This window comes from Streptomyces sp. NPDC050856 (assembly GCF_040653855.1).
In the GTDB taxonomy this organism is placed as follows: Bacteria; Actinomycetota; Actinomycetes; order Streptomycetales; family Streptomycetaceae; genus Streptomyces.
Window position 1 is genome coordinate 349,002 of sequence record NZ_JBFAGV010000001.1, and the last position, 24,564, is coordinate 373,565.

General features: G+C 73.5%; 18 protein-coding genes. 8 read left to right on the forward strand and 10 right to left on the reverse strand.

The genetic code is table 11. The features are described from left to right. Positions 1 to 69: 69 nt before the first annotated feature. The 4 genes from AB0H53_RS01620 to AB0H53_RS01635 all read right to left on the reverse strand — a co-directional run bounded on the left by AB0H53_RS01620 (position 70) and on the right by AB0H53_RS01635 (position 6,785). Positions 70 to 3,936, reverse strand: coding sequence for a multifunctional oxoglutarate decarboxylase/oxoglutarate dehydrogenase thiamine pyrophosphate-binding subunit/dihydrolipoyllysine-residue succinyltransferase subunit (locus AB0H53_RS01620; protein ID WP_362105450.1), 3,867 nt, complete (start codon positions 3,934 to 3,936; stop codon positions 70 to 72). Between the two features lie 269 nt (positions 3,937 to 4,205). Then, positions 4,206 to 5,300 (reverse strand): ATP-binding protein, encoded by a 1,095-nt coding sequence (locus AB0H53_RS01625; protein WP_362105452.1) that lies wholly within the window; start codon positions 5,298 to 5,300, stop codon positions 4,206 to 4,208. Continuing rightward, positions 5,297 to 6,034 carry a response regulator transcription factor gene (locus tag AB0H53_RS01630; RefSeq protein WP_362105455.1) on the reverse strand — a complete coding sequence of 246 codons (738 nt, stop codon included), beginning with the start codon at positions 6,032 to 6,034 and terminating at the stop codon, positions 5,297 to 5,299. Before AB0H53_RS01630 ends, AB0H53_RS01625 begins: the two co-directional genes overlap by 4 nt. Before the next feature lie 88 nt (positions 6,035 to 6,122). Then, the gene (locus tag AB0H53_RS01635; protein WP_362105457.1) at positions 6,123 to 6,785 is read right to left on the reverse strand and encodes a spermidine synthase; all 663 of its coding nucleotides are present in this window, start codon (positions 6,783 to 6,785) and stop codon (positions 6,123 to 6,125) included. A gap of 184 nt (positions 6,786 to 6,969) precedes the next feature. Between AB0H53_RS01635 and AB0H53_RS01640 the strand changes: the two genes are divergently transcribed. Beyond that, the gene (locus AB0H53_RS01640; RefSeq protein ID WP_362105460.1) at positions 6,970 to 7,911 is read left to right on the forward strand and encodes a rhomboid-like protein; all 942 of its coding nucleotides are present in this window, start codon (positions 6,970 to 6,972) and stop codon (positions 7,909 to 7,911) included. On the opposite strand, the gene AB0H53_RS01645 is transcribed toward AB0H53_RS01640, so the two are convergent. Continuing rightward, positions 7,908 to 8,564 carry a GNAT family N-acetyltransferase gene (locus AB0H53_RS01645; protein ID WP_362105462.1) on the reverse strand — a complete coding sequence of 219 codons (657 nt, stop codon included), beginning with the start codon at positions 8,562 to 8,564 and terminating at the stop codon, positions 7,908 to 7,910. The genes AB0H53_RS01640 and AB0H53_RS01645 overlap by 4 nt on opposite strands. Before the next feature lie 183 nt (positions 8,565 to 8,747). Between AB0H53_RS01645 and lon the strand changes: the two genes are divergently transcribed. Next, positions 8,748 to 11,174: an endopeptidase La gene (gene lon, locus AB0H53_RS01650; RefSeq protein WP_362105465.1), complete on the forward strand. Its 2,427-nt coding sequence runs from the start codon at positions 8,748 to 8,750 to the stop codon at positions 11,172 to 11,174. Between the two features lie 118 nt (positions 11,175 to 11,292). On the opposite strand, the gene AB0H53_RS01655 is transcribed toward lon, so the two are convergent. Both AB0H53_RS01655 and AB0H53_RS01660 read right to left on the reverse strand, forming a co-directional pair. Beyond that, positions 11,293 to 12,120 carry a trypsin-like serine protease gene (locus AB0H53_RS01655; protein ID WP_362105468.1) on the reverse strand — a complete coding sequence of 276 codons (828 nt, stop codon included), beginning with the start codon at positions 12,118 to 12,120 and terminating at the stop codon, positions 11,293 to 11,295. A 41-nt stretch (positions 12,121 to 12,161) separates the two neighbouring features. Beyond that, a complete protein-coding gene (locus tag AB0H53_RS01660) occupies positions 12,162 to 13,205 on the reverse strand; it encodes a helix-turn-helix domain-containing protein (protein ID WP_362105471.1) in 1,044 nt (347 codons plus the stop codon). A 173-nt stretch (positions 13,206 to 13,378) separates the two neighbouring features. Between AB0H53_RS01660 and AB0H53_RS01665 the strand changes: the two genes are divergently transcribed. After that, positions 13,379 to 16,183, forward strand: a complete 2,805-nt coding sequence (locus AB0H53_RS01665) for a M4 family metallopeptidase (protein ID WP_362105474.1) — start codon at positions 13,379 to 13,381, stop codon at positions 16,181 to 16,183. Positions 16,184 to 16,290: 107 nt separating this feature from the next. Here AB0H53_RS01665 and AB0H53_RS01670 read toward each other — a convergent pair whose 3' ends face one another. Beyond that, complete coding sequence (locus AB0H53_RS01670) at positions 16,291 to 17,118, reverse strand: lysozyme (protein WP_362105477.1); 828 nt, start codon at positions 17,116 to 17,118, stop codon at positions 16,291 to 16,293. Positions 17,119 to 17,317: 199 nt separating this feature from the next. On the opposite strand from AB0H53_RS01670, the gene AB0H53_RS01675 reads away from it, so the two are divergent. Further along, positions 17,318 to 17,806 carry a MarR family transcriptional regulator gene (locus AB0H53_RS01675; protein ID WP_362105479.1) on the forward strand — a complete coding sequence of 163 codons (489 nt, stop codon included), beginning with the start codon at positions 17,318 to 17,320 and terminating at the stop codon, positions 17,804 to 17,806. Here AB0H53_RS01675 and AB0H53_RS01680 read toward each other — a convergent pair. Then, positions 17,803 to 18,816: a zinc-binding dehydrogenase gene (locus AB0H53_RS01680; RefSeq protein ID WP_362105482.1), complete on the reverse strand. Its 1,014-nt coding sequence runs from the start codon at positions 18,814 to 18,816 to the stop codon at positions 17,803 to 17,805. The two genes, AB0H53_RS01675 and AB0H53_RS01680, sit on opposite strands and share 4 nt — an antisense overlap. Positions 18,817 to 18,943: 127 nt before the next feature. Then, entirely contained in the window at positions 18,944 to 19,720 is a 777-nt protein-coding gene (locus AB0H53_RS01685) for a hypothetical protein (RefSeq protein ID WP_362105485.1), read from the reverse strand. 428 nt (positions 19,721 to 20,148) lie between these two features. Between AB0H53_RS01685 and AB0H53_RS01690 the strand changes: the two genes are divergently transcribed. The 4 genes from AB0H53_RS01690 to AB0H53_RS01705 are packed head-to-tail and all read left to right on the forward strand — an operon-like array spanning position 20,149 to position 24,563. After that, positions 20,149 to 23,031, forward strand: a complete 2,883-nt coding sequence (locus AB0H53_RS01690; RefSeq protein ID WP_362105487.1) for a nitrate- and nitrite sensing domain-containing protein — start codon at positions 20,149 to 20,151, stop codon at positions 23,029 to 23,031. Then, positions 23,028 to 23,552, forward strand: coding sequence for a roadblock/LC7 domain-containing protein (locus AB0H53_RS01695; protein WP_362105490.1), 525 nt, complete (start codon positions 23,028 to 23,030; stop codon positions 23,550 to 23,552). Before AB0H53_RS01690 ends, AB0H53_RS01695 begins: the two co-directional genes overlap by 4 nt. Before the next feature lie 23 nt (positions 23,553 to 23,575). After that, positions 23,576 to 23,953 carry a DUF742 domain-containing protein gene (locus AB0H53_RS01700; RefSeq protein ID WP_362105650.1) on the forward strand — a complete coding sequence of 126 codons (378 nt, stop codon included), beginning with the start codon at positions 23,576 to 23,578 and terminating at the stop codon, positions 23,951 to 23,953. A 4-nt stretch (positions 23,954 to 23,957) separates the two neighbouring features. Next, positions 23,958 to 24,563: an ATP/GTP-binding protein gene (locus tag AB0H53_RS01705; protein ID WP_362105653.1), complete on the forward strand. Its 606-nt coding sequence runs from the start codon at positions 23,958 to 23,960 to the stop codon at positions 24,561 to 24,563. Position 24,564: the final 1 nt, after the last annotated feature.

A 24,564-nucleotide genomic window follows, 5' to 3' on the forward strand; every position in this document is an offset into this window, starting at 1 on the left:
TCACCGCGCACGCCGGAGGGCCCGGCACCCCCTCCGGGGTGCCGGGCCCTCCGTGCGTGCCGCCGCCGGTCAGGCCTCGAAGACCTCGTTGACCAGCTGGACCTGCTCCGCCTGGTGGCGCTTGGCCGAGCCGACCGCCGGGGAGGAGCTGTGCGGGCGCGAGATGCGGCGCAGGCGCTCGCCGTGCGGGATGTCCGCGCCGACCGCCAGGTCGAGGTGGTCGATCAGGTTGAGCGCGATGAACGGCCAGGCACCCTGGTTCGCCGGCTCCTCCTGGGCCCACAGGTACTTCTCGGCGTTCGGGTACTTGGAGATCTCCGCCTGGAGCTCGGCACCCGGCAGCGGGTACAGACGCTCGAGACGGATGATCGCCGTGTCCGTGACCCCGCGCTTCTTCCGCTCGGCGTCCAAGTCGTAGTAGACCTTGCCGGTGCAGAAGACGACCTTGCGGACCGCGTTGGCCTCGACCGACTCGTCACCGATCACCGGGCGGAAGCCGCCGGTGGTGAACTCCTCCGCCTTGGACGCGGCGGCCTTCAGGCGCAGCATCGACTTCGGCGTGAAGACGACCAGCGGCTTGTGGTGCGGGTTGTGCACCTGCCACCGCAGGAGGTGGAAGTAGTTCGACGGCAGGGTCGGCATGGCGACCGTCATGTTGTTCTGCGCGCAGAGCTGGAGGAAGCGCTCCGGGCGGGCGGACGAGTGGTCCGGGCCCTGGCCCTCGTAGCCGTGCGGCAGCAGCAGCGTGACGCCGGACGTCTGGCCCCACTTCTGCTCGGCCGAGGAGATGAACTCGTCCACGACCGTCTGGGCGCCGTTGACGAAGTCGCCGAACTGGGCCTCCCACATGACCAGCGACTCCGGACGGGCCAGCGAGTAGCCGTACTCGAAGCCCATCGCCGCGTACTCGCTGAGCAGCGAGTCGTAGACGTTGTAGCGGGCCTGCTCGTCGGAGAGGTACATCAGCGGGGTGTAGTCCTCGCCGGTCTCCTGGTCGACCAGCACCGCGTGGCGCTGGCCGAAGGTGCCGCGGCGGGTGTCCTGGCCGGCGAGCCGGACCGGGACGCCCTCCATCAGCAGCGAGCCGATGGCGAGGGTCTCGCCCATGCCCCAGTCGACCGTGCCGTCCTCGACGGAGGCCGCGCGGCGCTGCATCTGCGGCATGAGACGCGGGTGGACGGTGATCCGGTCGGGGATGTTGACCTGCGACTCGGCGATCCGCTTCACGACCTCCTGGGAGACCGCGGTGGTGACGGCGACCGGGAACTCGGCCTGGACGCCCGGGCTGGGCGCCGGGGCCGGGTGCGAGGTGGCCTCGCGGACCTCGGTGAACACCTTCTCCAGCTGGCCCTGGAAGTCCTGGAGCGCCTGCTCGGCCTCTTCCAGCGTGATGTCGCCACGGCCGATCAGCGACTCGGTGTACAGCTTGCGCACCGAGCGCTTCTTGTCGATCAGGCTCACCATCTGCGGGTTGGTGAACTGCGGGTTGTCGCCCTCGTTGTGCCCGCGGCGGCGGTAGCAGATGAGGTCGATCACCACGTCCTTGTTGAACGTCTGGCGGAACTCGAAGGCGAGGCGCGCCACGCGGACGCACGCCTCCGGGTCGTCGCCGTTCACGTGGAAGATCGGCGCCTCGATCATGCGGGCCACGTCGGTGGCGTACATCGAGGAGCGCGACGACTCCGGGGCGGCGGTGAAGCCGACCTGGTTGTTGATGACGATGTGGACCGTGCCGCCGGTGCGGTAGCCGCGGAGCTGCGACATGTTCAGCGTCTCGGCGACCACGCCCTGGCCCGCGAAGGCCGCGTCACCGTGCAGGGCGACGGGCAGGACGGTGAAGTCCGTGCCGCCCTTGTTGATGATGTCCTGCTTGGCGCGGACGATGCCTTCCAGGACCGGGTCGACCGCCTCCAGGTGCGAGGGGTTGGCGGCCAGCGAGACCTTGATCTGCTCGCCGTCCAGGCCGGTGAAGGTGCCCTCGGCGCCCAGGTGGTACTTCACGTCGCCGGAGCCGTGCATCGACTTCGGGTCGAGGTTGCCCTCGAACTCGCGGAAGATCTGCGCGTACGACTTGCCGACGATGTTCGCCAGGACGTTCAGCCGGCCGCGGTGCGCCATGCCGATGACGACCTCGTCGAGGCGCGACTCGGCCGCGGAGTCGATGACCGCGTCGAGCAGCGGGATGACCGACTCGCCGCCCTCCAGCGAGAACCGCTTCTGGCCGACGTACTTGGTCTGCAGGAACGTCTCGAACGCCTCGGCGGCGTTCAGCCGGCGCAGGATGCGAAGCTGCTCCTCGCGCTCCGGCTTGGAGTGCGGGCGCTCGACGCGGTCCTGGATCCACTTGCGCTGCTTGGGGTCCTGGATGTGCATGAACTCGATGCCGGTGGTGCGGCAGTACGAGTCGCGCAGGACACCGAGGATGTCGCGGAGCTTCATCATCGACTTGCCGCCGAAGCCGCCGACCGCGAACTCCCGCTCCAGGTCCCACAGGGTGAGGCCGTGCTCGGTGATGTCCAGGTCCGGGTGCTTGCGCTGGCGGTACTCCAGCGGGTCGGTGTCGGCCATGACGTGGCCGCGGACCCGGTAGGAGTGGATCAGCTCGAAGACCCGGGCGGCCTTGGTGACGTCGTCGTCGTGCGAGGTGTCGATGTCCTTGAACCAGCGGACCGGCTCGTAGGGAATGCGCAGCGACTTGAAGATCTCGTCGTAGAACTCGTCCTCGCCCAGGAGGAGGTTGGCGACGACGCGGAGGAACTCGCCGGACGCCGCGCCCTGGATGACCCGGTGGTCGTACGTCGAGGTGAGGGTCATCACCTTGGAGATGCCCAGCTTGTTCAGGGTGTCCTGCGACGTGCCCTGGAACTCGGCCGGGTAGTCCATCGAGCCGACGCCCATGATGACCGACTGACCGGGCATCAGGCGCGGTACGGAGTGGACCGTGCCGAGGCCGCCGGGGTTGGTCAGGGAGACGGTGACGCCGGTGAAGTCATCCATCGTCAGCTTGTTCGCGCGGGCGCGGCGGACGATGTCCTCGTAGGCCTGCCAGAACTCGAAGAAGTTCAGCGTCTCGGCCTTCTTGATGGCCGCGACGACGAGCTGGCGGTCGCCGTTCGGCTTCACCAGGTCGATGGCGAGGCCGAGGTTGATGTGCGGGGGCTTGACCAGGACGGGCTTGCCGTCCTTCTCCCCGAACGACCAGTTCATCGACGGCATGGCCTTGATGGCCTGCACCATGGCGAACCCGATGATGTGCGTGAAGGAGATCTTCCCGCCGCGGGCCCGCTTGAGGTGGTTGTTGATGACGATGCGGTTGTCGAAGAGCAGCTTCACCGGGACGGCGCGGACCGAGGTGGCGGTCGGCAGCTCCAGCGAGGCGTTCATGTTCTTCGCGACAGCGGCCGAGGGGCCGCGCAGCGGCACGATCTCGGGGCCCTCGGCGGCCTCCTTGGCCGGCTCCGCCTTGGCGGCGGGCTTCTCGGCGGCGGGCCTGGCCTCGGCGGCCTTGGCGGCCGGCTCGGCGGTGGCCCGGGCCTGGGGCGCCGGAGCCTGAGCGGCCGGCTGTGCGGCGGCCGCTGCGGGCTTCGGGGCCTGGGGCTGGGCCGGGGCGGCGGCCGCGGGCTGCGCCGGGGTGGCGGGCGCGGCCGGGGCCTGGGGCGCCGCGGGGGACGTCGGGGCCGGCTGCGTCGTGGTGCCCGCAGCCCCCGCGGCCGCGGCACCCTCGCCCGCGGGCTTGTCCGCCGAGCCGGACGTGCCCGGCTTGTAGTCGGCGAAGAAGTCCCACCAGGCGCGGTCGACCGAATTAGGGTCCTGGAGGTACTGCTGGTAGATCTCGTCGACGAGCCACTCATTGGGACCGAACGCGGCAGCAGGGTTCTGACCCTGCCCGTCTTGGTCGGTCGATGTGCTCGAGTTACTGGGGGACTGAGACGACACGGCGGTAACCGCCCTCTTCCGCTTCACAAGGTGATGGACAGCGGAAATAAAGGCTACGCCTCCCTGGCCTGGAGATGCAGGCCGGGCATGCCTTCGTCGCGTACATCACATCGCAAGCCTGGTTTCAGCACGAGAAATGGCGGGAAACAAGTGTGGTTCGGGCATGATCGGGTACACGTCGGCGCGGCTACGGCCTCCGACCCGCCGCACCCCGGCCGACGTCCTGCCCCGGTACACGCAGAACCACGACTTCCGGTTCGAACCCTACGTCAACCGCGCTGCTGAGGAATGCCCGGAAGGGTGACCTTGATTCGGCAACCGCGAGCGGATTCGGCCACTCCGATGCGGCCACCGTGCAGATCGACCGCCCAGCGGGCGATCGCCAGCCCCAGTCCCGTACCGCCGTCGCTGCCCGGGCCCTGCGGCGAGGCGGCGATGCCGCGGTTGAAGCGCTCGAAGACCTTGTGCCGCTCCGACTCCGGGATGCCCGGGCCCTCGTCCAGCACCTCCAGGTCCAGCGACTCCGGCTGCGGCCCGCGCCGGGCCCTGACCGTCACCCGGCCGTGCGGCGGCGAGTGCTTGACCGCGTTGTCGATCAGGTTCGCCACGACCTGGTGCAGCCGCTCGGCGTCCGCGTGGGCGGTCAGCTCCGGCGGCGAGACGTCCAGGTGCAGATGGACGTCGGTACGGGTGTGGCGGCCGGAGCCCGAGCTCAGGAAGCGCTGCGAGGCGGCCAGGTTGGCCTCCTTGAGCACCCCCGACAGGTACGGCCACACCTCGAAGCGGCGCGAGCGCAGCGGTACGACACCGTTGTCGAGCCGGGACAGGTCCAGCAGTGTCTCCACCAGGCTGCCCAGCCGTTCGGTCTGCTTGAGCGCCAGCCGCATGGTCTCCGGGTCGGCGGCGGAGACCCCGTCGACCACGTTCTCCAGCACCGCGCGCAGCGCCGCTATGGGAGTGCGCAGCTCGTGGGAGACATTGGCGACCAGCTCCTTGCGGTGCCGGTCCACCGCCTCCAGGTCGTCCGCCATGCGGTTGATGGTGGAGGCGAGGTCGCCGAGCTCGTCACGCCGCCCGGCGCCGCGCACCCGCCGGGTGTAGTCGCCGTGCGAGATGGACTTGGCGACGGTGTTCATCTCGTCCAGCGGCGCGGTCAGGCCGTGCGCCACGAACTGGGTGATCAGCAGCGTGGCGATCACCGAGAACACGGTGATGAAACGGAGCTCGGTCTCGGTGCGCAGGGCCACCATCAGCAGTCCGGTGGTGATGAAGACCGAGACCACCACCAGGCTGCACAGCTTGGTCTTGATCGAGATCGTCACCGACCGCGCCCGGCGGCGGAGCCGCCCCGCGGGCCACCTCATGGTGCCGGGGTCTCCAGCGCGTAGCCGACGCCGTGCACCGTACGGATCCGCTCCGCGCCGATCTTCCGGCGCAGCGCCTTGATGTGGCTGTCCACCGTCCGGGTGCCCGACGCGTCCGCCCAGTCCCACACCTCCGCCAGGAGCTGCTCGCGCGAGAGCACCGCCCGCGGGGTGCCGGCCAGGCAGACCAGCAGGTCGAACTCGGTGGGCGTCAGGTGCACGTCCTCGCTCCTGACCCGCACCCGGCGCTGGGCGTGGTCGATCTCCAGCTCGCCCAGGCGCAGTATGCCGCTGCGGGGCGTCACCGCGGCCTGCGCCGCCCGCTCCACCCGGCGCAGCAGCACGTGCACCCGGGCCGCCAGCTCCCGCATCGAGAACGGCTTGGTCATGTAGTCGTCGGCCCCGACGCCGAGCCCGACCAGCATGTCGGTCTCGTCGTCCCGGGCCGTCAGCATCAGCACCGGTACCGGGCGCTGGGCCTGCACCCTGCGGCACACCTCCAGGCCGTCGAAGCCCGGCAGCATGACGTCGAGGACCATCAGGTCCGGCTGCCACGCCTCGGCGGCGTCGACGGCCGCCGGGCCGTCGGTCGCCGTCTGCACCAGGAAGCCCTCGGCCCGCAGCCGGGCGGAGATGGCCTCGACGATGGTGGTGTCGTCCTCCACGACCAGAACTCGCCGCTGGGCACCCGGCGTGACCGCCGTCCCGCTGTGGCTGGTGTGTGTCTGCTCCATCGCCCCGCCCCTGTCGCGCCCCGGGGCGCGAACCGCGTGTAGATCCGTGTGTTCGGTCAGCAGCGTAAAGGCAGCGACCGCGTCCCGGCTACGCAGGGCGAACGCCGAGGTGGACCACGTCCGGTACGCCCCGGGCAACCGGGATCTCTTCGGTCCTTACCCCGTTGAATCCGGCATTGCGCAACGACTCTTCGAAATCGGCGGACGGCCGCGCGGACCACACGGCCAGGATCCCGCCGGGATTCAGCCGTGCCGCGCAGGCCGCCAGACCGTCCGGCGAGTAGAGGTTCTCGTTGCCCTGCGTGACCGTCCAGTCGGGCCCGTTGTCGATGTCGAGGCAGAGCGCGTCGTAGGTGTCCGGGGAGGTGCCCAGGTGGGTGAGCAGGTCGTCGTGCACCAGCAGGGCGCGGGGGTCGGCCAGCGCCCGGCCGGAGATCGCGGCCAGCGGGCCCTCGCGGTGCCAGTCGATGATGGCGTGCTCCCGCTCCACCACCGTGATACGGGCCCAGAACGGGTCCGCGGCGGCGTGGGCGAGCGAGAAGCCCACTCCGAGGCCGCCGATGAGCACGGTGGGGGTCGCGCGGTCCCCCAGCGCCTCCCGGGCGGCGTCCACGAGCAGCCGTTCCGAGCGGCCGTCGGAGGTGTCCATGAGGAAGGTCCCGTTGGCGATGATCTCGAAGTGGTCGCCGTCCTGCCGGAGGACCACCTCGCCGTACGGGCCTTCGCGTCGGTCGAGAATCGTGGGAGCCATGGGCCTCAGCGTAGTGAGCGGCGCCCGGCGGCGGTCCGGGCCGTCGGGGGCCGGCGGGCACGGAACCGCGGGCGGGTGCGGGCCGTTCCCGGGTGTGACGCAGGTCATGGACGGGCGCGGTGGTGATCGCGTTGGGTGGGGCAAGGTGGACCGGGGGAAACGGACACGGAAGGACGGCCTCTCGGTGCAGCAGCTCCGTACGCGCGAGGCGCGGGCGACCGGAACGGCCCACGTGACCGGCGGCACGGGCGGCGCACCCCCGGGGGCCGCCGGAGCGGGCCCGAGCGCCGCGCTGCTGGACGCGGTCCCGGCCCAGCGCGCCACCGCCTCGTCCGGGTGCGGATCCACCGCGGCCTCCGTGCCCGGGAGGACAGCCGTGGCCGGAGCGGGACCCGCTGCCACCGCTGCCGAGTCCGGAACCGGAACCGGATCCGGATCCGCTGTCGAGTCGGCGCCGCAGGCCGTTCCAGGCGTCGCCCGCCCGGCCGCTCCCGGTGGTGCCCCCGCCCGGTGGCGGCGTCTCGCGCGGCTGCTGCCCACGCCGGCCGGCACGCCCTTCACCTTCGGCTACGGCCTCATCCTGCTGGCCACCTCGCTGTTCACCGAGTACGGCGACCCCGGGACCGTCACCGCGCTGCTCAACGGCTCCAGCACCGACGTGGCCCATCTGGTGCGCACCCCCCTGCTCGTGCTGGTCGCCAGCGCGCTGTGGGTGGCCGGCGGGCTGCTGTCGCCGTACGCGGTGGGCTTCGTCTTCGTCCTCACCGCGCTGGAACGGCGGATCGGGGCCTGGCGCACCGCCGCCGTGTTCCTGGTGGGGCACGTGGTGGCGACACTGGCCACCGAGATCCCGGTCGGCCTGTCCGTGCTGGCCGGCCACCTGCCCGCGACCTCCCTGCACCGCCTCGACTACGGCATCAGCTTCGGGCTGATGGCGAGCGTGGGCGCGCTGGCCGGGCTGCTCACGCCGGTGGTGCGGGGAGCCGTGCTGGCCTGGGTGTCGCTGATGCTGGTCCAGGACCTGGTCCGGTTCGAGGACCCGCTCACCAACTGGGGCCATCCGTTGGCGCTGCTGGTGGGGATCGCCTGCTGGCAGCCGGTGCGGCGGGTGGCCCGGCGGCGCTAGCCGTCCGCCCGGCCGCCGGGCGCACCGCGCACCACGCCGGTCAGCGGCCCCTGGTACCGCCACCCCAGGGCGCGGTACAGCGCCCGGCCCTGGGTGGTCGCCGCCAGCACGCCGGTCACCGCGCCCGCCCGGGCGCCCGCCGTTTCGAGGACGCGCATCACCGCCCGGCCGAGCCCGCGCCGCCGGTGGCCCGGGTACGTCTCGATCTGGTCCACCACCGCCGTGTGCCCGGTCGGGGCGAGCTGTCCCCGGGCGGCGAGCGCCCCGTCGGTGGCGAGGAACCGCACCCGGAAGACCCCGTCGTACCAGGAGGTCTCCCGCGCGTACCCCGGCGGCAGCGCCGGGGCGGGAGCGGGGCGCAGGGCGGTGAACATCAGGAAGCCGGGGTCGTCCGGCACCGTCCAGCCCGGCGTGATCCAGCCGGCCACCTCCTCGGGCCGGGCCAGGACCTTCAGCCAGGCGCCCGGCCGGGTGACGGCCTCGCAGAGCTCGCGCACCGAGACCTCGTCCGGCTCCGGCAGCACGTGCCGGAACACGTGGTGCGGCAGGCCGACGTCGATGCGGTAACCCCAGGGCTCCACCACCGGAGCGGGGGTGCCACGGGAGACGGCCCAGCCCCGCACCCAGACAGATGTAATAGCTGAATTGCGCATAGAGCCATTACGCACTGCGCACCGGCCGGGCGGCCAGTGGATTCACCGCGCGGCCGGGAGGTTTTCGGCCAGCCGTGGACAGCCGGAACGGTGATCGCCAAGAGCGAACAGAGGGCCGGGAACATTCGGCGGCTCCGTCACATTGAGCCTGTACAGCTCAACTTGACTGCCGAAAGGAAGATCATGGCTTCGACGTCCACACCGCTCACCCTGCCCGTGCTGCCGCTCGACGACGAGGTCGTGCTGCCGGGCATGGTGGTGCCACTGGACCTGTCCGACAGCGAGGTGCGTGCCGCCGTGGAGGCCGCCCAGGCCGCCGCCCGGGCCGACGCGTCCGGCAGCGGCAAGCCGAAGGTGCTGCTGGTGCCGCGCATCGAGGGGACCTACGCGGGGACCGGTGTCCTCGGCACCGTGGAGCAGGTGGGGCGGCTCTCCGACGGCGACCCCGGCGCGCTCATCCGGGGCCGCGGCCGGATCAGGATCGGTGCCGGGACGACGGGGCCCGGCGCCGCCCTGTGGGTGGAGGGCACCGAGGTCGACGAGGCCGTGCCCGACCCGCTGCCCGGAGCGGTCACCGAGCTCGTCAAGGAGTACAAGGCGCTCGCCACCAGTTGGCTGAAGAAGCGCGGCGCCTGGCAGGTCGTGGACCGCGTCCAGCAGATCGACGGCGTCTCCGCCCTTGCCGACAACTCCGGCTACTCGCCGTTCCTGACCACCGCCCAGAAGGTGGAGCTGCTGGAGACGGCCGACCCGGTCGCCCGCCTGAGGCTCGCCACCGAGCAGCTGCGCGACCACCTCGCCGAGCAGGACGTGGCCGAGTCCATCGCCAAGGACGTCCAGGAGGGCGTCGACAAGCAGCAGCGGGAGTTCCTGCTGCGCCGCCAGCTGGAAGCCGTGCGCAAGGAGCTGCGCGAGCTCAACGGCGAGCAGGAGGGCGAGGGGTCCGACGACTACCGGGCCCGCGTCGAGGCCGCCGACCTCCCCGAGAAGGCGCGCGAGGCGGCGCTGAAGGAGGTCGACAAGCTGGAGCGGTCCAGCGACCAGAACCCGGAGACCGCCTGGATCCGCACCTGGCTCGACACGGTGCTGGAGATGCCGTGGAACGAGCGCAGCGACGACCGGTACGACATCCGGGGCGCCAGAGCGGTCCTGGACGCCGAACACGCCGGCCTGGAGGACGTCAAGGAGCGGATCACCGAGTACCTGGCCGTGCGCAAGCGCCGCGCCGAGCGGGGCCTGGGCGTGGTCGGCGGGCGGCGCGGCGGCGCGGTGCTCGCGCTGGTCGGGCCGCCCGGCGTGGGCAAGACCTCGCTGGGCGAGTCGGTCGCGCACGCGATGGGCCGGAAGTTCGTGCGGGTCGCCCTCGGTGGTGTACGCGACGAGGCGGAGATCCGCGGTCACCGGCGCACCTACGTCGGAGCGCTGCCCGGCCGGATCGTGCGCGCCGTCAAGGAGGCCGGGTCCATGAACCCGGTGGTCCTGCTGGACGAGATCGACAAGGTCGGCTCCGACTTCCGGGGCGACCCGGCCGCCGCGCTGCTGGAAGTCCTGGACCCGGCGCAGAACCACACCTTCCGCGACCACTACCTGGAGGTGGAACTGGACCTGAGCGACGTGGTGTTCCTGGCCACCGCCAACGTCCTGGAGGCCATCCCCGAGGCGCTGGCCGACCGCATGGAGATCGTCCGGCTCGACGGCTACACCGAGGACGAGAAGGTCGTCATCGCCCGTGACCACCTGATCCCGCGCCAGCTGGAACGGGCCGGGCTGGAGAGCGGCGAGGTGACCATCGAGGAGGCGGCGCTGCGCCGGCTGGCGGGCGAGTACACCCGGGAGGCGGGCGTACGGAACCTGGAGCGGTCCGTCGCCCGGCTGCTGCGCAAGGTCGCCGCGCGGAACGAGCTGGGTGAGCGCGACCTGCCGGTCACCGTGCGCGCCGAGGACCTGCGGGACCTCGTCGGACGCCCGCACCACGTGCCCGAGTCCGCCCAGGACCCCGCCGAGCGCCGCACCGCCGTGCCGGGCGTGGCCACCGGCCTGGCGGTCACCGGGGCCGGCGGCGACGTGCTGTTCGTGGAGGCGTCGCTGGCCGACCCGGAGACGGGCGCCGCCGGGCTGACGCTGACCGGCCAGCTCGGGGACGTGATGAAGGAGTCCGCGCGGATCGCGCTGAGCTTCCTGCGCTCGCACGGCGCCGAGCTGGAGCTGCCCGTCACCGGCCTGAAGGACCGGGGAGTGCACATCCACTTCCCGGCGGGCGCGGTGCCCAAGGACGGCCCGAGCGCCGGCATCACCATGACCACGGCGCTGGCGTCCCTGCTGTCCGGGCGCCTGGTCCGTACGGATGTGGCCATGACCGGCGAGGTGTCGCTGACCGGCCGGGTGCTGCCGATCGGCGGCGTGAAGCAGAAGCTGCTGGCCGCGCACCGGGCCGGGATCACCACCGTGGTCATCCCCAAGCGGAACGAGCCGGACCTGGACGACGTGCCGGCCGAGATCCTGGACGGGCTGGAGGTCCACCCGGTGACGGACGTCCGGCAGGTGCTGGAGATCGCCCTGTCACCGGCGACGACGGACGCCCCGGCGGCCTCGGTCCCGGCGGCCGCCTGACCGCGCCGGCCGGCTGCCCGACCGGCTGCCCGGCCGTGCCCGGCCGGCCGGGCACGGCCGCCCGTGCCCCGCGCCCCCGCCGGACCGGGGCGCGGGGCCCCGCCGTGCCGGCCGCCGGTCAGGCCTTGACCGCCCGGGTGTACAGGGCCCGCGCCCGGGCGTCGAAGAGCACCGCCGTCGAGGTCGTGTCCGTGTCGCCGCCGCTGAGCACCCCGATCACCCGGCCCGGGTGGGCGGCGTCGCGGTGGTCCGCGAGCCAGGGGCTGCCGCTCGTACCGTCCCAGAAACCGGCGCACCGCATCACCATCGAGCCCGCCAGGTCCGGATCCTCGGCTGTGTCGGTGGTGCAGGAGATGGGGCGGTTGGCCGGATTGTGCTCCTCGTTGGGGTAGCCCACCACCGTCACATGCCGTCGCGGCCCGGACCCCCAGTCGGCGGGCGCCCCGCCCACCACCTGCTGCACCTGCCGTCCCCTGCCGTCCGGCTCCAGGGTCAGGAAGGCGTAGTCGCGGGCGTCGTCGCCGGTGCGCCGCCAGGCGTCGTCCACCTGGATCGCGCGGACCCTCCACTTCCCGTACGGCGCCGAGGCGGCGCCCTTGCCGCGGAAACCGGGGACGAAGGAGAAGCCCTCGGCGTACACCCCGTACTCGTACACGCAGTGCGCGGCGGTCGCGACGACGTTGCCCCTGGGGCTGGCCACCACGCTCGCCGTGCACCAGTGCCCCTCGTCGTCCAGGAGCACCCCGACCGACGGCAGCCCCGCCGACGGCGCGGCCGAGCGCTGCGAGGAGGGCACCGGCGCGGGGGCCGGGCGCCGTTCCTGCCCCTGCGCCCGCTCCTGTCCCCCGTGGGCCGCCGGGCGCGGTGCCGAGTGCGACGGCACCGTACACGCGGTGGCGGCGGTCAGGAGGGCGACGGTCCACAGCAAGGGCCTTTTCCAGTGCATGCGCCCCATCCTGACCCACCGCCCGCCACCAGGGAATTACCTCAGGGCTCCAGCCAGCCCAGCGAGGTCGCCCGCGCCCCCGCCTGGAAGCGCGTCCGGGCGTCGAGCGCCTCCAGCAGCCGGCTGATCCGCCGCCGCGCGGTGTGCACGTGCACACCCAGCCGGCGGGCGATGGCCTCGTCCTTCAGCCCGGCCGCCAGCAGCGCCAGCAATTCCCGCTGCTGCCGCTCGGACACCGCCCCGTCCCGGCCGCCGTCCAGGGGCGTGGCCCGCTCCCACACCGTCTCGAACAGCGGCACCAGGGCGTCCCGCAGCGGCGCCGGCCCGTCGCCGACGACCAGCGCCGCCGCCCGGGGGTCGGCCGGGTCGCCCGGGGGCAGCAGCGCGACCCGGCGGTCGACGGTGATCAGCCCGGCCGGTACGCCGGTGGCGACCCGCACCCGGAGGCCCTGGTCCACCAGGGCGGTCAGCCAGCCGGGCGGCTCCGGTTCCGCCGGCGCCGGCCGCTCCAGCACGGCCCGTACCGTCACCCCCCGGGCCAGCAGCGCCGCCAGCGCCGTGCCGTCGTCCGGCCCGGCGCCGTGCCCCCTGTCCGGCCCGGTGGCCGGCCACGCGCCGAGCCCCGCGCCCGGCGACCGGCGCAGGATCGTCACCTCCCGCTCGGCCGCCGCCAGCAGTTGCCCGGCCCGTTCCCCGATCGCCCGCCGCCCGGTGACGACCTCCACGCCGCAGCCGGGGGCGGCCGGGCCGGGGCGCCCGGCGAGGGCGAGCCGGTCGGCGGTCATCCGCAGCCGCGCCAGCTCCGCCGATCGCAGGTGCAGTTCCGCCTGGCGCCGGTGGATGAGCGTACGGATGGCGGCGGCGGGCGCCGCCGGGCGCGGCAGACCGCGCCCGTCCCCCGGGACGGCCGGCCGCGCGAAGCCGTGCTCCACCAGCCGGTCCAGCGCGGCGTCCACCCGTTCGCGCGGCAGCCGCAGCAGCCGTGCCAACTCGTCCGCGCCGTCCGCCCGTCGGGCGAGCAGTGCCCGGTACGCGCGTTCCTCGGTCTCGCCCAGGCCAAGAGTGGTCAGTTCTCCCTGGATCATGCGGGGGATTCTCACCGCGTCTTCACAGGACACACAAGTGCGCGTGTCCACTTCTCAACGCCGCTGGCTCATTGCCGCCTTGGCATCCCCCCGCTTGCATGGCGGTGACCACCTGAACGGCTGACCAGCACGTGGGAGGGGTACGACCTGTGCGCAAACCCAGTAGACGCTCGGTGAGTTCCGGCATACGAACGGGGCCGGGGGCCAGAGGCGCCGCCGCGTTCCTCGTCGCCGCGGGGCTCCTGATCACCGCGGTTCCGGCCCAGGCGGCGACCGCGCCGGCCGCACCGGCCGCGCCGCGGGCCGGGGCGCCGTCGGCGGACGTCGTCCCGGGGACGAGGACCGCGACCCCGGCCCTGGTCGACGGCATCCGCGAGGCGGTGGACGCCGGGCTGCCCGCCGCGGACGCGGCCCGCCGCCACCTGGCCGCCAAGGAGAGCCGGTACAAGATCGACAATCCCGGGCGCGATCTCGCCCCCCTGCGGACGCAGCGGCACGGCGCCGACGAGACCGTACGGCTCCAGCAGAGGCACCGCGGTGTGCCGGTGCTGGGCGGCCAGTACGTGGTCCGGATGGATAACGGGGGCGGCGAGCGGGTCGTCACCGGCACCTCCGGGAAGTACTTCACGGGCCTGCGGACCGGAACCACACCGTCCGTGGACAAGGACGTGGCGGTACGGCGGGCGGTGACCGCGACCCTCGAACGGCTGGGCGGACACCGGCTCACCGAGCCGGCCCCGGACCGGGGACTGCGCGGCACCGCCGGGGGCCTGGTGGTGATCCCGCGCGGCGAGGGCGTGCTGGCGTACCAGGTGACCGTGCGCGGGGCGGACCCGGTGACCGGCGGGCCGGTGCTCCAGCAGGTGTACATCGACGCGCGGGCCGGGTTCCCGGTGCTCCAGTTCAGCGGCATCAGGACGTTCACGGCCCCGCCGGCGACCGCGGCCGGTGGGACCGCCGCCACCGCGACAGTGCCGGGCCCCGGGGCCGCGGGTGGCGGTTCCGCCGCCGCGCCCGAGCCGGTGACCGGCAGCGGCACACTGCTGAGCGGCGGCAAGGTCGAACTCAATGTGTCCAGGCGGGCCGACGCCTATGTGATGGCCGACGCCGCCCGAGGGGTGAGCACGTGGGACGCGCGCGGCCGGGACGTCATGGAGGCGGCCGGCGGCTGGCCCGAGGGCATCGAGGAGTTCGCCTCGCCCACCGCCGGGTTCGGCAAGGAGGCCACCGACGCGGGCGCGGTCGACGCGCACTGGGCCGCCGCCCGGGTGTACGACTACTACAAGCGGCAGCACGCCCGCGACGGCCTCGACGGCCGTGGTTCGGCCGTCAACTCCCTGGTGGGCGTCACCGACTTCGGTTCGCCGTTCGTCAACGCCTTCTGGGACGGCACGAAGATGGTCTACGGCTCCGGCGACGACGAGTACAAGCCGCTGTCCGGGGACCTCGACGTGGTCGGCCACGAGATGACCCACGGCGTCGTCGAGCACACCGCCAACCTGGTGTACGCGGGCCAGTCCGGCGCCCTCAACGAGGCGATCGCCGACTACTTCGGCAACGCGATCGACGTGACCGTGTCCGGCATGGCGATGGACCACCCGGACGCCGGCCTGGTCGGCGAGGACCTGTGCCGTACCGCCGAGCCGCGCCGGTGCGCCTTGCGCGACCTCGACGACGGCGCGACGACCTCGGAGAACTTCCTGGGCGTGACCTTCGGCACCGACAACGGCGGCGTGCACCTCAACTCCACCATCTTCGCCGGCGCCCTGTGGGACCTGCGCCAGGACCTGGGCGGCGAGCTGGCCGACCGGATCGTCTACAAGGCGCTGTCCGAGTACCTGACCCCGCTGGACGGCTTCACCCAGGGCCGCGACGCGGTGCTGGCCGCCGCGGCGGACCTGGGGGTGGCCGGCGGGCAGCTCACCGCCGTCAGGCGCTCCTTCAACGCCCACGGCATCGTGGCGGGCTGGGAGGAGGCACTGGGGGTCGACTCCGACGAGCTCTTCGGCAAGCTGAACATCAACGGCACCGGCGTCCAGGCCGGCGGCGGCTGGTGGGCCACGTCCAAGTCCAACGACGACGGCACCGAGCCGTACTCGGTGTACGCCGGGCGGGCGGACGGCACCGGCACGCCCAGGCTGATCAGCCCCAACGACGGCCGCTACCACGTGTACCCGGCGACCGACGGCAGGACGGTGGTCTGGGCCGCGTACGGCGGGAGCGGGGTGGACATCCTGTCGCGCCCGCTGGCCGGCGGCCCGGTCAAGAGGCTGTACACCACCGGCACCGGTGACGTCTTCAACCTGCGCGTCGACGGCGGCGTGACCGTCTTCGAGGTCTGGGACCCGTTCGGCGCCCGCCATGTCGCCGTGCTGCGGCCCGGCGAGAAGGCGCCGACGTTCGTCGACGGCGGCCGTGACGACGTGATGACGGCCCTGCCGTCCGTCTCCCGGGGCCGGATCGCCTACGCCAAGGTCTACCCCGACGGTGACGGCCACCGCCTCGGCGTCGACATCCGCGACGTCGCGACGGGCCGGACGGTACCGGCCGGGCAACTGGGCGAACCGCAGTCCCTCGGCCGCACCGCCGTCAACGGCAGCCACGTCTTCTGGCTGGTCGACGAGATCGTCCAGGACGACGGCCGGATGGCGGTCCGCCGTGCCGACCTCGACGGCACGAACGCCTACGACCTCAGCGGTGAGGCCAAGCCGGGGGCGCTGGTCCCCGACGACCTGACGGTCTCCGGGACGGCGGTCACGGTCAGCGCGGTCCTGCCGGAGATGGAACTGCGCAACGAGACGCTGTCGAAGGTCTGGCAGCTCACCCCGGACGGCTCCCGCAAGGAGCGCTTCTCCTGCAACCGGGGCGAGCAGATCTCCCCGGCGGCGGTCTCCGGCACGCAGGTCGTGTGGCTCGACGGCACGACGGGCTGGACGAACCTGGTCACCCGCGGCCGGCCGGCGGGCCGCTGCGGCTGACCGGCGTGGCCGGGCCGCCGCGGCCGGCGGCCCGGCCGGCACGGACCTCCGGCGCCCGCGCGGCGCCGGGGGTCCTCCGGGCGCCGGGCACGGGCCCGGCGGGCCGTTCAGCCGTACGCCAGCGCCTGCACGCGGTCGTAGGCGCCGTTGAACCTGTTGTGGTCGCCGACGATGGGGCCGGACGAGGTGTACTGCCACATCGTGTGGAAGGCCCACCCGGCGGGCAGTTCGCCCACCGTCGTGTTGTAGCGGGCCACCCAGAGCGGGTTGGTGGCGCCGAAGCCGGCGTAGTTGCCGGTGCACTGCTTCCACCAGCTGGTGGCGGTGTAGATCACCGCGTCCCGACCGGTACGGGCCTTGTAGCGGTTGAGGAAGTCGCGGATCCAGGCGACCACGGCGGACTGGCTCTTGCCGTAGCAGGCGGCGCCGTACGGGTTCCACTCGATGTCCAGGACGCCCGGCAGGGTCATGCCGTCGCGGGACCAGCCGCCGCCGTTGTCGACGAAGAAGTCGGCCTGCGCGGCGCCGGTGGCGGTGTCGGGGGTGGCGAAGTGGTAGGCGCCCCTGATCAGGCCGGTGTGGTACGAGCCGGTGTACTGCTGTGCGAAGTACGGGTTCTCGTAGTACGTCCCCTCGGTGGCCTTCACATAGGCCCACCGGACACCGCTGGCCCACAGGGCGCCCCAGTCCACGCCGCCCTGGTGGCTGGAGACGTCCACGCCCTCGGTCTGGGCGACGCGGGGGACGGGCGGCAGGCCGCCGACCCCGTCGTGGGCGGCGACGCCCATGCCCATCCGGGCGGTGCCCCGGGCGGGCTTGTCGGCGGCGGTCGCCGCGCCCGGCAGGGTGAGGAGGAGGGCGAGGACGGCGAGGAGGGCCCCGGCCAGGGGCGTGGGTCTGAGCGGGGTGGCCGTTCCGGATCTGCGCACGGGCATGCGTGCCTCCGAAAAGTCGTGGTGGGGGGCATGTCCTGGTGTGGACATGTCATTGGAAGCTACGCACGTAGACCCACCGGGCGGAAGGGGGTCCGGGCGCCGCCGTTGGTCTACGCCTGCGAAATACTGACCGAGCTGCGGCAATGACCGCCCCGGCAGGAAACTTTCAGAACCAGGAAAGCGCGCGAGGGGTGCTGACGTGCACGGAAGCGGTACGGGGAGCGAACACGGCACCACCGGGGGGAACGGGGTGGACCACGAGTTCCTGGCCCTGGAGCGGGAACTGGCCGTCTTCCTGCGGCGCGCCCGCGCCTCGTCCGGCGAGATGGCCCGCGAGGTCCACCCCGAGCTGGAGCCCGCCGCGTACGGACTGCTCGTCAGGCTGGACGAGGCCGGCCCGCAGCGCGCCACCGACCTCGCCGGCTACTTCGGCGTCGGCAAGGCGACCATGAGCCGCCAGTTGCGCGCCCTGGAGGACCTCGGGCTGGTCGCCCGCGACCCGGACCCCGCCGACCGCCGCGCCTCGCACGTACGCCTCACCGACGAGGGCCGCGGCCGGTTCCGCCGGGTGCGCGACGCCCGCCGCGAGCGCTACGTCCGCAAGCTCTCCGGCTGGAACCGCGCCGAGGTCGCCGAGCTCGCCCGGCTGCTGCACCAGCTCAACACCGGGGCGGAGGACGCCCCCTAGGCCCGCTCCCCCCGGGCCGGATCCGCGACCTCGACCACGATCTTGCCGAACTGGCGGCCGGCGGCCATCCGCTCGTACGCGCCCACCACCCCGGCCAGCGGATGCGTGCCGTCCACCACCGGGACGATCCGGTGCCGGTCCACGAACGCGAGCATGTCCCGGAACTCCTCGGCGCTGCCCATGGACGTACCCAGCAGCGCGTGCTGCGGGAAGAACAGCGACCGCAGCGGCAGCCGCACCTCGTCACCCGAGGTGGCGCCGAACGACACCACCCGGCCGCCGGGCCGCACGACCTCGGAGTACCGCTGGAACACGGCCGGCCCCACCCCGTCCAGCGCCAGGTCCACCGGGTCCCCGCCCAGCTCGGCGCGCCAGTCGCTCCCGCTCTCCAGGGCCCGGTCGGCCCCCAGCGCCAGCGCCCCGGCCCGCTTGTCCGCCTGCCGTGAGGTCACGGTCACCCGGGCCCCGGCGGCCTTGGCCAGCGACAGCGCGAAGGTGGCCACCCCGCCCCCGATGCCGGGGATGAGGACGTGTTCGCCCGGACGCAGACCGCCCCGGGTGAACAGCGCCCGGTAGGCGGTGACGGCGGACAGGGGCAGGGCCGCGGCCTGCCGCCACGTCAGGTGCGGCGGCTTGGGGTGCGTCCGGGCCGCCGGGATCAGCAGGGTCTCGGCGAGCGTGCCGTCGGAGGGACCGCCGAGGATGTCCGGTACGGCGGGCACGTCGGCCGCGCGCTCCCAGTTGAGCGTCGGGTTGACGACGACCTCGTCGCCCTCCCGTACCCCGGTCACGCCGCTCCCGGTGGCCGTCACGACACCCGCGCCGTCCGAGCCCGGCACGAAGGCGGGGTCACCGGTGCCCCGGGTGTCCATCAGGAACAGGTCCCGGTGGTTCAGCCCGGCGGCCCGGATCCTCACCGTCACCTGGCCGGGGCCCGGGACCGGCTCCGGGATCTCGGTGATCTTCAGGCCGGTCAGCCCCTGGTGTCCCTGGTGGATGGCCGCGCGCATCGGGCTCCCCTGTGTCGGTCGGACGCTCGGAGGCGGCGGAGCCGGCCGGGGGTGGCCGGCCGCCGCCGGGATCACCGTACGGTCACGGCCGCCGGCCGCCGCCGGCCGCCCCCTCCGGCCGCACCCGCTACAGCTCCACGTACACGGCGGTCGCGTCGTCGTGCCGTTTGCCCCCGCGCACGCACTCCCGCACCGACTCCAGCTCCCGTACCCGGTCGATCAGCCCGTGGGGGCCCTCCTTGGCCAGCACCGTGAAGCAGTCCGTCCAGTCGCCCTCGCCGAACCGCTCCGTCCAGCGCGTGGCCCCGTCGGTCAGGGCCGCCAGCGCCCGCACCTGACCGCGCGGGGTGCGGCCGGTGACCGCCCGGGCCACCACGGACGGATCGGCCGCGGCCGTGAAGAAGCCGCTCTCCTTGTTCCGCACCGTCGTGTCGCAGACCGCCTCGCTCGCCAGCGCGCCGGGCGGCAGCCGGTCCAGCCGGTCGTCCAGCACCGCCCGCACCGGCCCGTCGGGCGACTGGAGCAGCAGCGCGGAATCGGACAGCACCAGGTGTTCCACCGCGACCGTGTCCCAGCGCGCCATCACCACCGTCGCCTGCGGGGTGCGCACGTGAGAAAGGTCACAGGTGCCGCGATGGGCCTCGGCGGTACGCCGGATGCCCGCCGCCAGGATCTCCACCAGGGTCAGTTCCGGCCGCGAACCGGACAGTTCGGTCAACGCGCTCCCCAGGCGGGTGGTGAACCAGGGAACGGAGTGCACGCACCCGTCGCCGTCCCGGGGTGGCGTCACCCCGTCCAGCACGATCACCGTTCCCCCCTGGCCCGAAGCCGGAACGGCCACGGACGCCCAGTCCTCGTTGGGGCGTTCCCGGTCGCCGGGGATCGAACAGATCTCGGTGCGCATGCGGACCAGTCTGCATGACTTCTCCCCATGCCCGCCGCGATGCCCGAATTGATCTGTTCCAGCAGGTCACGCCGGGCGTACCGGGGCGGAGGACGGCCTTCCGGCAAGGTGCGGGCGCGCATCCTGCCAAAGCCCGCGCGGAAGTTCCAACCCGCCGGGCGGACTCCGGGGCACCGCGCCCGGGGGCGAGTTGTTCGTCAACTCCGGAGTGTTGTTCACTCGTTCAGGTGGCGGAGCGGCCGATGCGCGCACCCTTCCCAAAAGCACTGGAATGGTCGGAAGCCGTACCAGGGGTGGTGGGACGGCGCTCGCGTGACCGGTCGTCACCTCTGCTTCATGGGCGAACGAGTTCAAGAATGTGAGCACCGGTGCAGAAGCGCAGTGACACTCCCGGCGACCCTCAGGCTCCGGGCGGCCGCGGCGTACGTGTGCGCAGCCGACTCGTCGCGGGCGTCGCCCTTGTCGGTATCACCGTCCTCGGGGCCGGCACGCCGGCCGTCCTCACCGCCTCCTCGGAGCTGACCGACTCCCAGCGCCTGGTGACCCTCGCCCAGCTCAATCGCCAGGCGGTCACCCTGGCGCACTCCCTGGCCGACGAGCGGGACCGCGCCACCGCCTACATCGCGGCCGGGCGGGAGGACGAGCGCACCGGGAACCAGGACGGGACGCGGGACGGGAAGCAGGACGGCGGGAGCGACGGAAAGCAGGACGGGAACCAGGACGGCCGGCAGGACGGCGCCGGGCGGAACGGCGCCGGCGTCCCGGACCGGCGCGGCGGCGCCGCGGGCCTCACCGCACGCGTCGACCGGCAGATCGACGAGATCCGCCCGGCCGCCCCCGACGAGCTGCGCCGCGACCTCGCCACCGTCCCCGCCGTCCGGCGCGCCGCCCTCACCGGCAAGGGCACCGCGATGGAGGCCCACCGCGCGTACACCGACATCATCGCCAAGCTCCAGGTCCTCGCCGACGAGCTCGCCGACAGGACCCCTGCCCGCGCCACCGGCGCCGGCACCCGCGCGGCCGCCGAGCTCGGCCACGCCGCCGAGCAGGCCTCGGCCACCCGCGGTCTGCTGCTCGCCGCCCTCGCCGTCCCCGGCAGGAAGGCCACCGGACCGGTCTACGACCCGGTGACCGGGCGGTACACCGGGACCGGCGACCAGGCCGCCGAGGGCGCCGACCGGACCCGCGGCGCGCTCAGCGCCGCCGCCCAGCAGGCCCGGGTGCGCGAGCAGGCCGCCCTCGCCGACTTCGACCAGGCCGCCGGCCCCGCCGCCCGCGACCGCCTCGCCGCCACGGTCACCGGCCCCGAGGTCAAGACCGCGGAGGGCTACCTCGCCCGCCTCACCGACCGGCCCGAGCTGTCCGACGAGGACCGCGGGATCAACGAGGAGAAGCTGGCGGCGGCCCTGACCGCCCGGATCGAGCAGATGCGCGGCGTCGAGTCCGCCCTCGCCACCGGCGAGGTCCAGCACATGGAACGGCTGCGCGACGACGACGTCACCGCCCTGGAGCTGCGTATCGCGCTGCTCGGCGGCTGCCTGCTCGTCGCCATCGGCGTCTCCACCGCCGTCGCCCGTACGCTCACCCGGCCGCTGGCCGTCCTGCGCATCGGCGCCGCCCGGGTGGCCGCCGCGCCCGAGACCGAGGAACCGGTCCGCTTCACCGGCCGCAACGACGAGTTCGCCCAGGTCGTCCGGTCCCTCAACACCTTGCACGGCAAGCTGCTGGACCTCGCCGGCCGGGCCGGGAAGGCCGAGGACGAACGCGCCGACGCGGTCGCCGGACGGGAGGCGCTGGCCGCCGAGCTCGCCGCGCGCCGCGCCGAGCTGAGCGAGCGCACGGCCGAGGTCACCGCCGAGCTGGAGCGGCTGCGGCACAGCGTCCAGCACACCTTCGTCAACCTCTCGCTGCGCACCCTCGGGCTGGTCGAGCGGCAGCTCGCCGTCATCGAGAAGCTGGAGGAGCGCGAGCAGGACCCGGAGCGGCTCGCCACCCTCTTCAAGCTGGACCACATGGCCACGGTCATGCGCAGGCACAGCGAGAACCTGCTGGTCCTCGCCGGCCACGAGCACGGCCACGCGCACCAGGGGCCGGTTCCGCTGGTGGACGTGGCACGCGCGGCGGTCAGCGAGATCGAGCGGTACGAGCGCGTCACCATCCAGTCGCTGCCGCCGCACACCCACGTGGCCGGGTTCGCCGCGGACGACCTCAGCCACCTGGTGGCCGAGCTGCTGGAGAACGCCACGGCGTTCTCGCCGCCGGAGGCCAAGGTCCAGCTCTCCGGCTGGCTGCTGGAGAGCGGTGAGGTGGTGCTCTCCGTCCAGGACGAGGGCATCGGGATGACCGAGGACCGGCTGGCCGAGCTGAACGCCCGGCTCGCCGACCCGGAACCGGACGACGACGACCACGACGGCGAGGGCCTCGGCATCCGCGTCACCGCGCTGCTGGCGGCGCGGCACGGGGTACGGGTGCGGCTGCGCGAGCAGAAGCAGGGCGGCGTGGCGGCGGTCGTCGTCCTCCCGCAGTCCCTCCTCCCGGAGCCCCCGGCGACCGCCGTGGGCACGGCCCCCACGCTGAAACTGCCCGGCTCGGTGGCCGAGGCCAACTCCAACGCCCTCCCGGGCCGTGCCGCCCGCGACGCCGCCGACCCGTTGGTCGCGGCGGCGGAGGCGGCCATCCGGGAGACGTCCCAGGAGCCGGACCCCGAACCCGAGCAGCCGGAGCCGGAGCGTCAGGAGCCGGAGCGTCAGGAGCGGGAGCAGGACGCGTCGTCCGCGCCGCCGGCCGGGCCCGGGGAGCCCACCTCCGAGACGACGCTCCAGGTCCGTGTCCCGGAGCCGCCCGCCGGGCCCGCCGCTCCCGAGCCGCCCGCCGAACCCGCCGCTGACGGGCCGGCCGGCCCCTACGCCGTCGGGCCCGACGCCCATGAGCGGGCCGCTGAGGCACCGGGCCACGAGGACAGCCACGACCGGCCCGGCCGGGCCCCGGAGTCCGACGGCGCCGAGCGGCCCGACCCGGCGGCGGAGCAGGACGCCGGGCATCCCGGTGAAGCGTCCCGGCCCACCTGGGAGCGCGTCACCGACAAGGGGCTGCCCAAGCGGACGCCCCGGATCGTGCAGGCCGGCACGGCGCCCGCCGAGCGCGCCGGCGGGGTCGACGCCGAGGCGCTGCGCGCCCGGCTCGGTGGCTTCCACCAGGGCGCCCTGGCCGGCCGCCGTGATGTGGAAGCGCAGCTCGCCGAGGAAACACAGCAGCTGGAAGCGGTAGGTACCGAAGAGACGGGGGACACAGTCGAGGAGGCACGCAGTTGACCGCGACGACAGGCACCGGCACGTTCGGACTGAGCAGTGAGGCCCGCAACCTGCACTGGCTGCTGGGCAACCTCGTCGAGGAGGTGCCAGGGGTCCGTTCCGTCGCCGTCGTCTCGTCCGACGGGCTGCTGCTGCTCTCCTCCGACCCCGAGCAGAACGCCGCCGCCAGGAACAAGCCCGCCGCCGTCACCGCCCCGGCACCCGGCGGCCAGCGCCCCGACGGCCCGCGCGGGTCGAGCGCGGACCTCGCCACCATCGTCTCCGGCATCGGCAGCCTGACCGTCGGCGCCGCCAAGCTGATGGACGGCGGCGCGGTCAAGCAGACCATGGTCGCCATGGAGCAGGGCAGCGTCTTCGTGATGTCGATCAGCGACGGCTCGCTGCTGGGGGTGCACGCGACCCCGGACTGCGACATGAGCGTCGTCGCCTACCACATGGCCCTGTTCGTCGGCCGCGCCGGACACGTACTCACCCCCGAACTCCGCAGCGAGCTGCGCAAGTCGATGGAGAGCGCCCAGTGACCGCCGCTTCCGCCAGGCTGCCGATGCGCGGCGAGGGGCGGCGCCCCGCCCGGGTGCGCCCCTACTCGCTCACCGGCGGCCGGACCCGCTTCGGCCACGTCCTGCTGGTCGAGACGTTCGTCGCCGCCCTGGAAGCGCCCGAGGAGCGCAAGGAGCTGCCGAACGGCGGGCTCGCCTCCCGGGTGATGCCCGAGATGCGGGCCATCGTGGAGCTCTGCCGGCGGATGCGTACGGTCGCCGAGATCTCCGCGTTGCTGAGGATGCCGCTGGGGGTCGTCCGGGTGCTGCTGAGCGACCTGGCCGACCAGGGAAGGATCCGCGTGTACGGGACCGGTCACGGCACCGGCCAGCCCGACCGCGCGCTGCTCGAAAGGGTGCTGAGTGGACTCCGCCGTCTCTGACGACCTGCTGGAGGCGGGGCGGGCCGAGGAGGCTCCGCGCTCCTGGCAGCTCGACCACACCCGGGCGCCCATCGCGACGAAGGTCGTCGTCGCGGGCGGCTTCGGCGTCGGCAAGACGACCTTCGTCGGGTCCGTCTCCGAGATCACGCCGCTGCAGACCGAGGCGCTGATGACGCAGGCCAGTGAGGCCACCGACGACCTCACCGCGACGCCCGGGAAGACCACCACCACCGTCGCGATGGACTTCGGCCGCATCACCCTGGACGACGACCTGGTGCTGTACGTCTTCGGTACGCCGGGACAGCAGCGCTTCTGGTTCATGTGGGACGACCTGGTGCGCGGTGCCATCGGCGCGGTCGTGCTGGCGGACACGCGCCGGCTGACCGACTGCTTCCCCGCGCTGGACTACTTCGAGAGCTGCGGGCTGCCGTACGTGGTGGCCGTCAACCACTTCGAGGGCACCGAGCTGTTCGAGGTCGAGGACGTGCGTGAGGCCTTGACGGTCCCGCCGGACGTACCGATCGTGATCATGGACGCCCGTCAGCGGACCACGGTGATCGAGTCGCTGCTGACACTCGTCGCCCGCGCGCTCGAAACCACCCCAGAGTAAG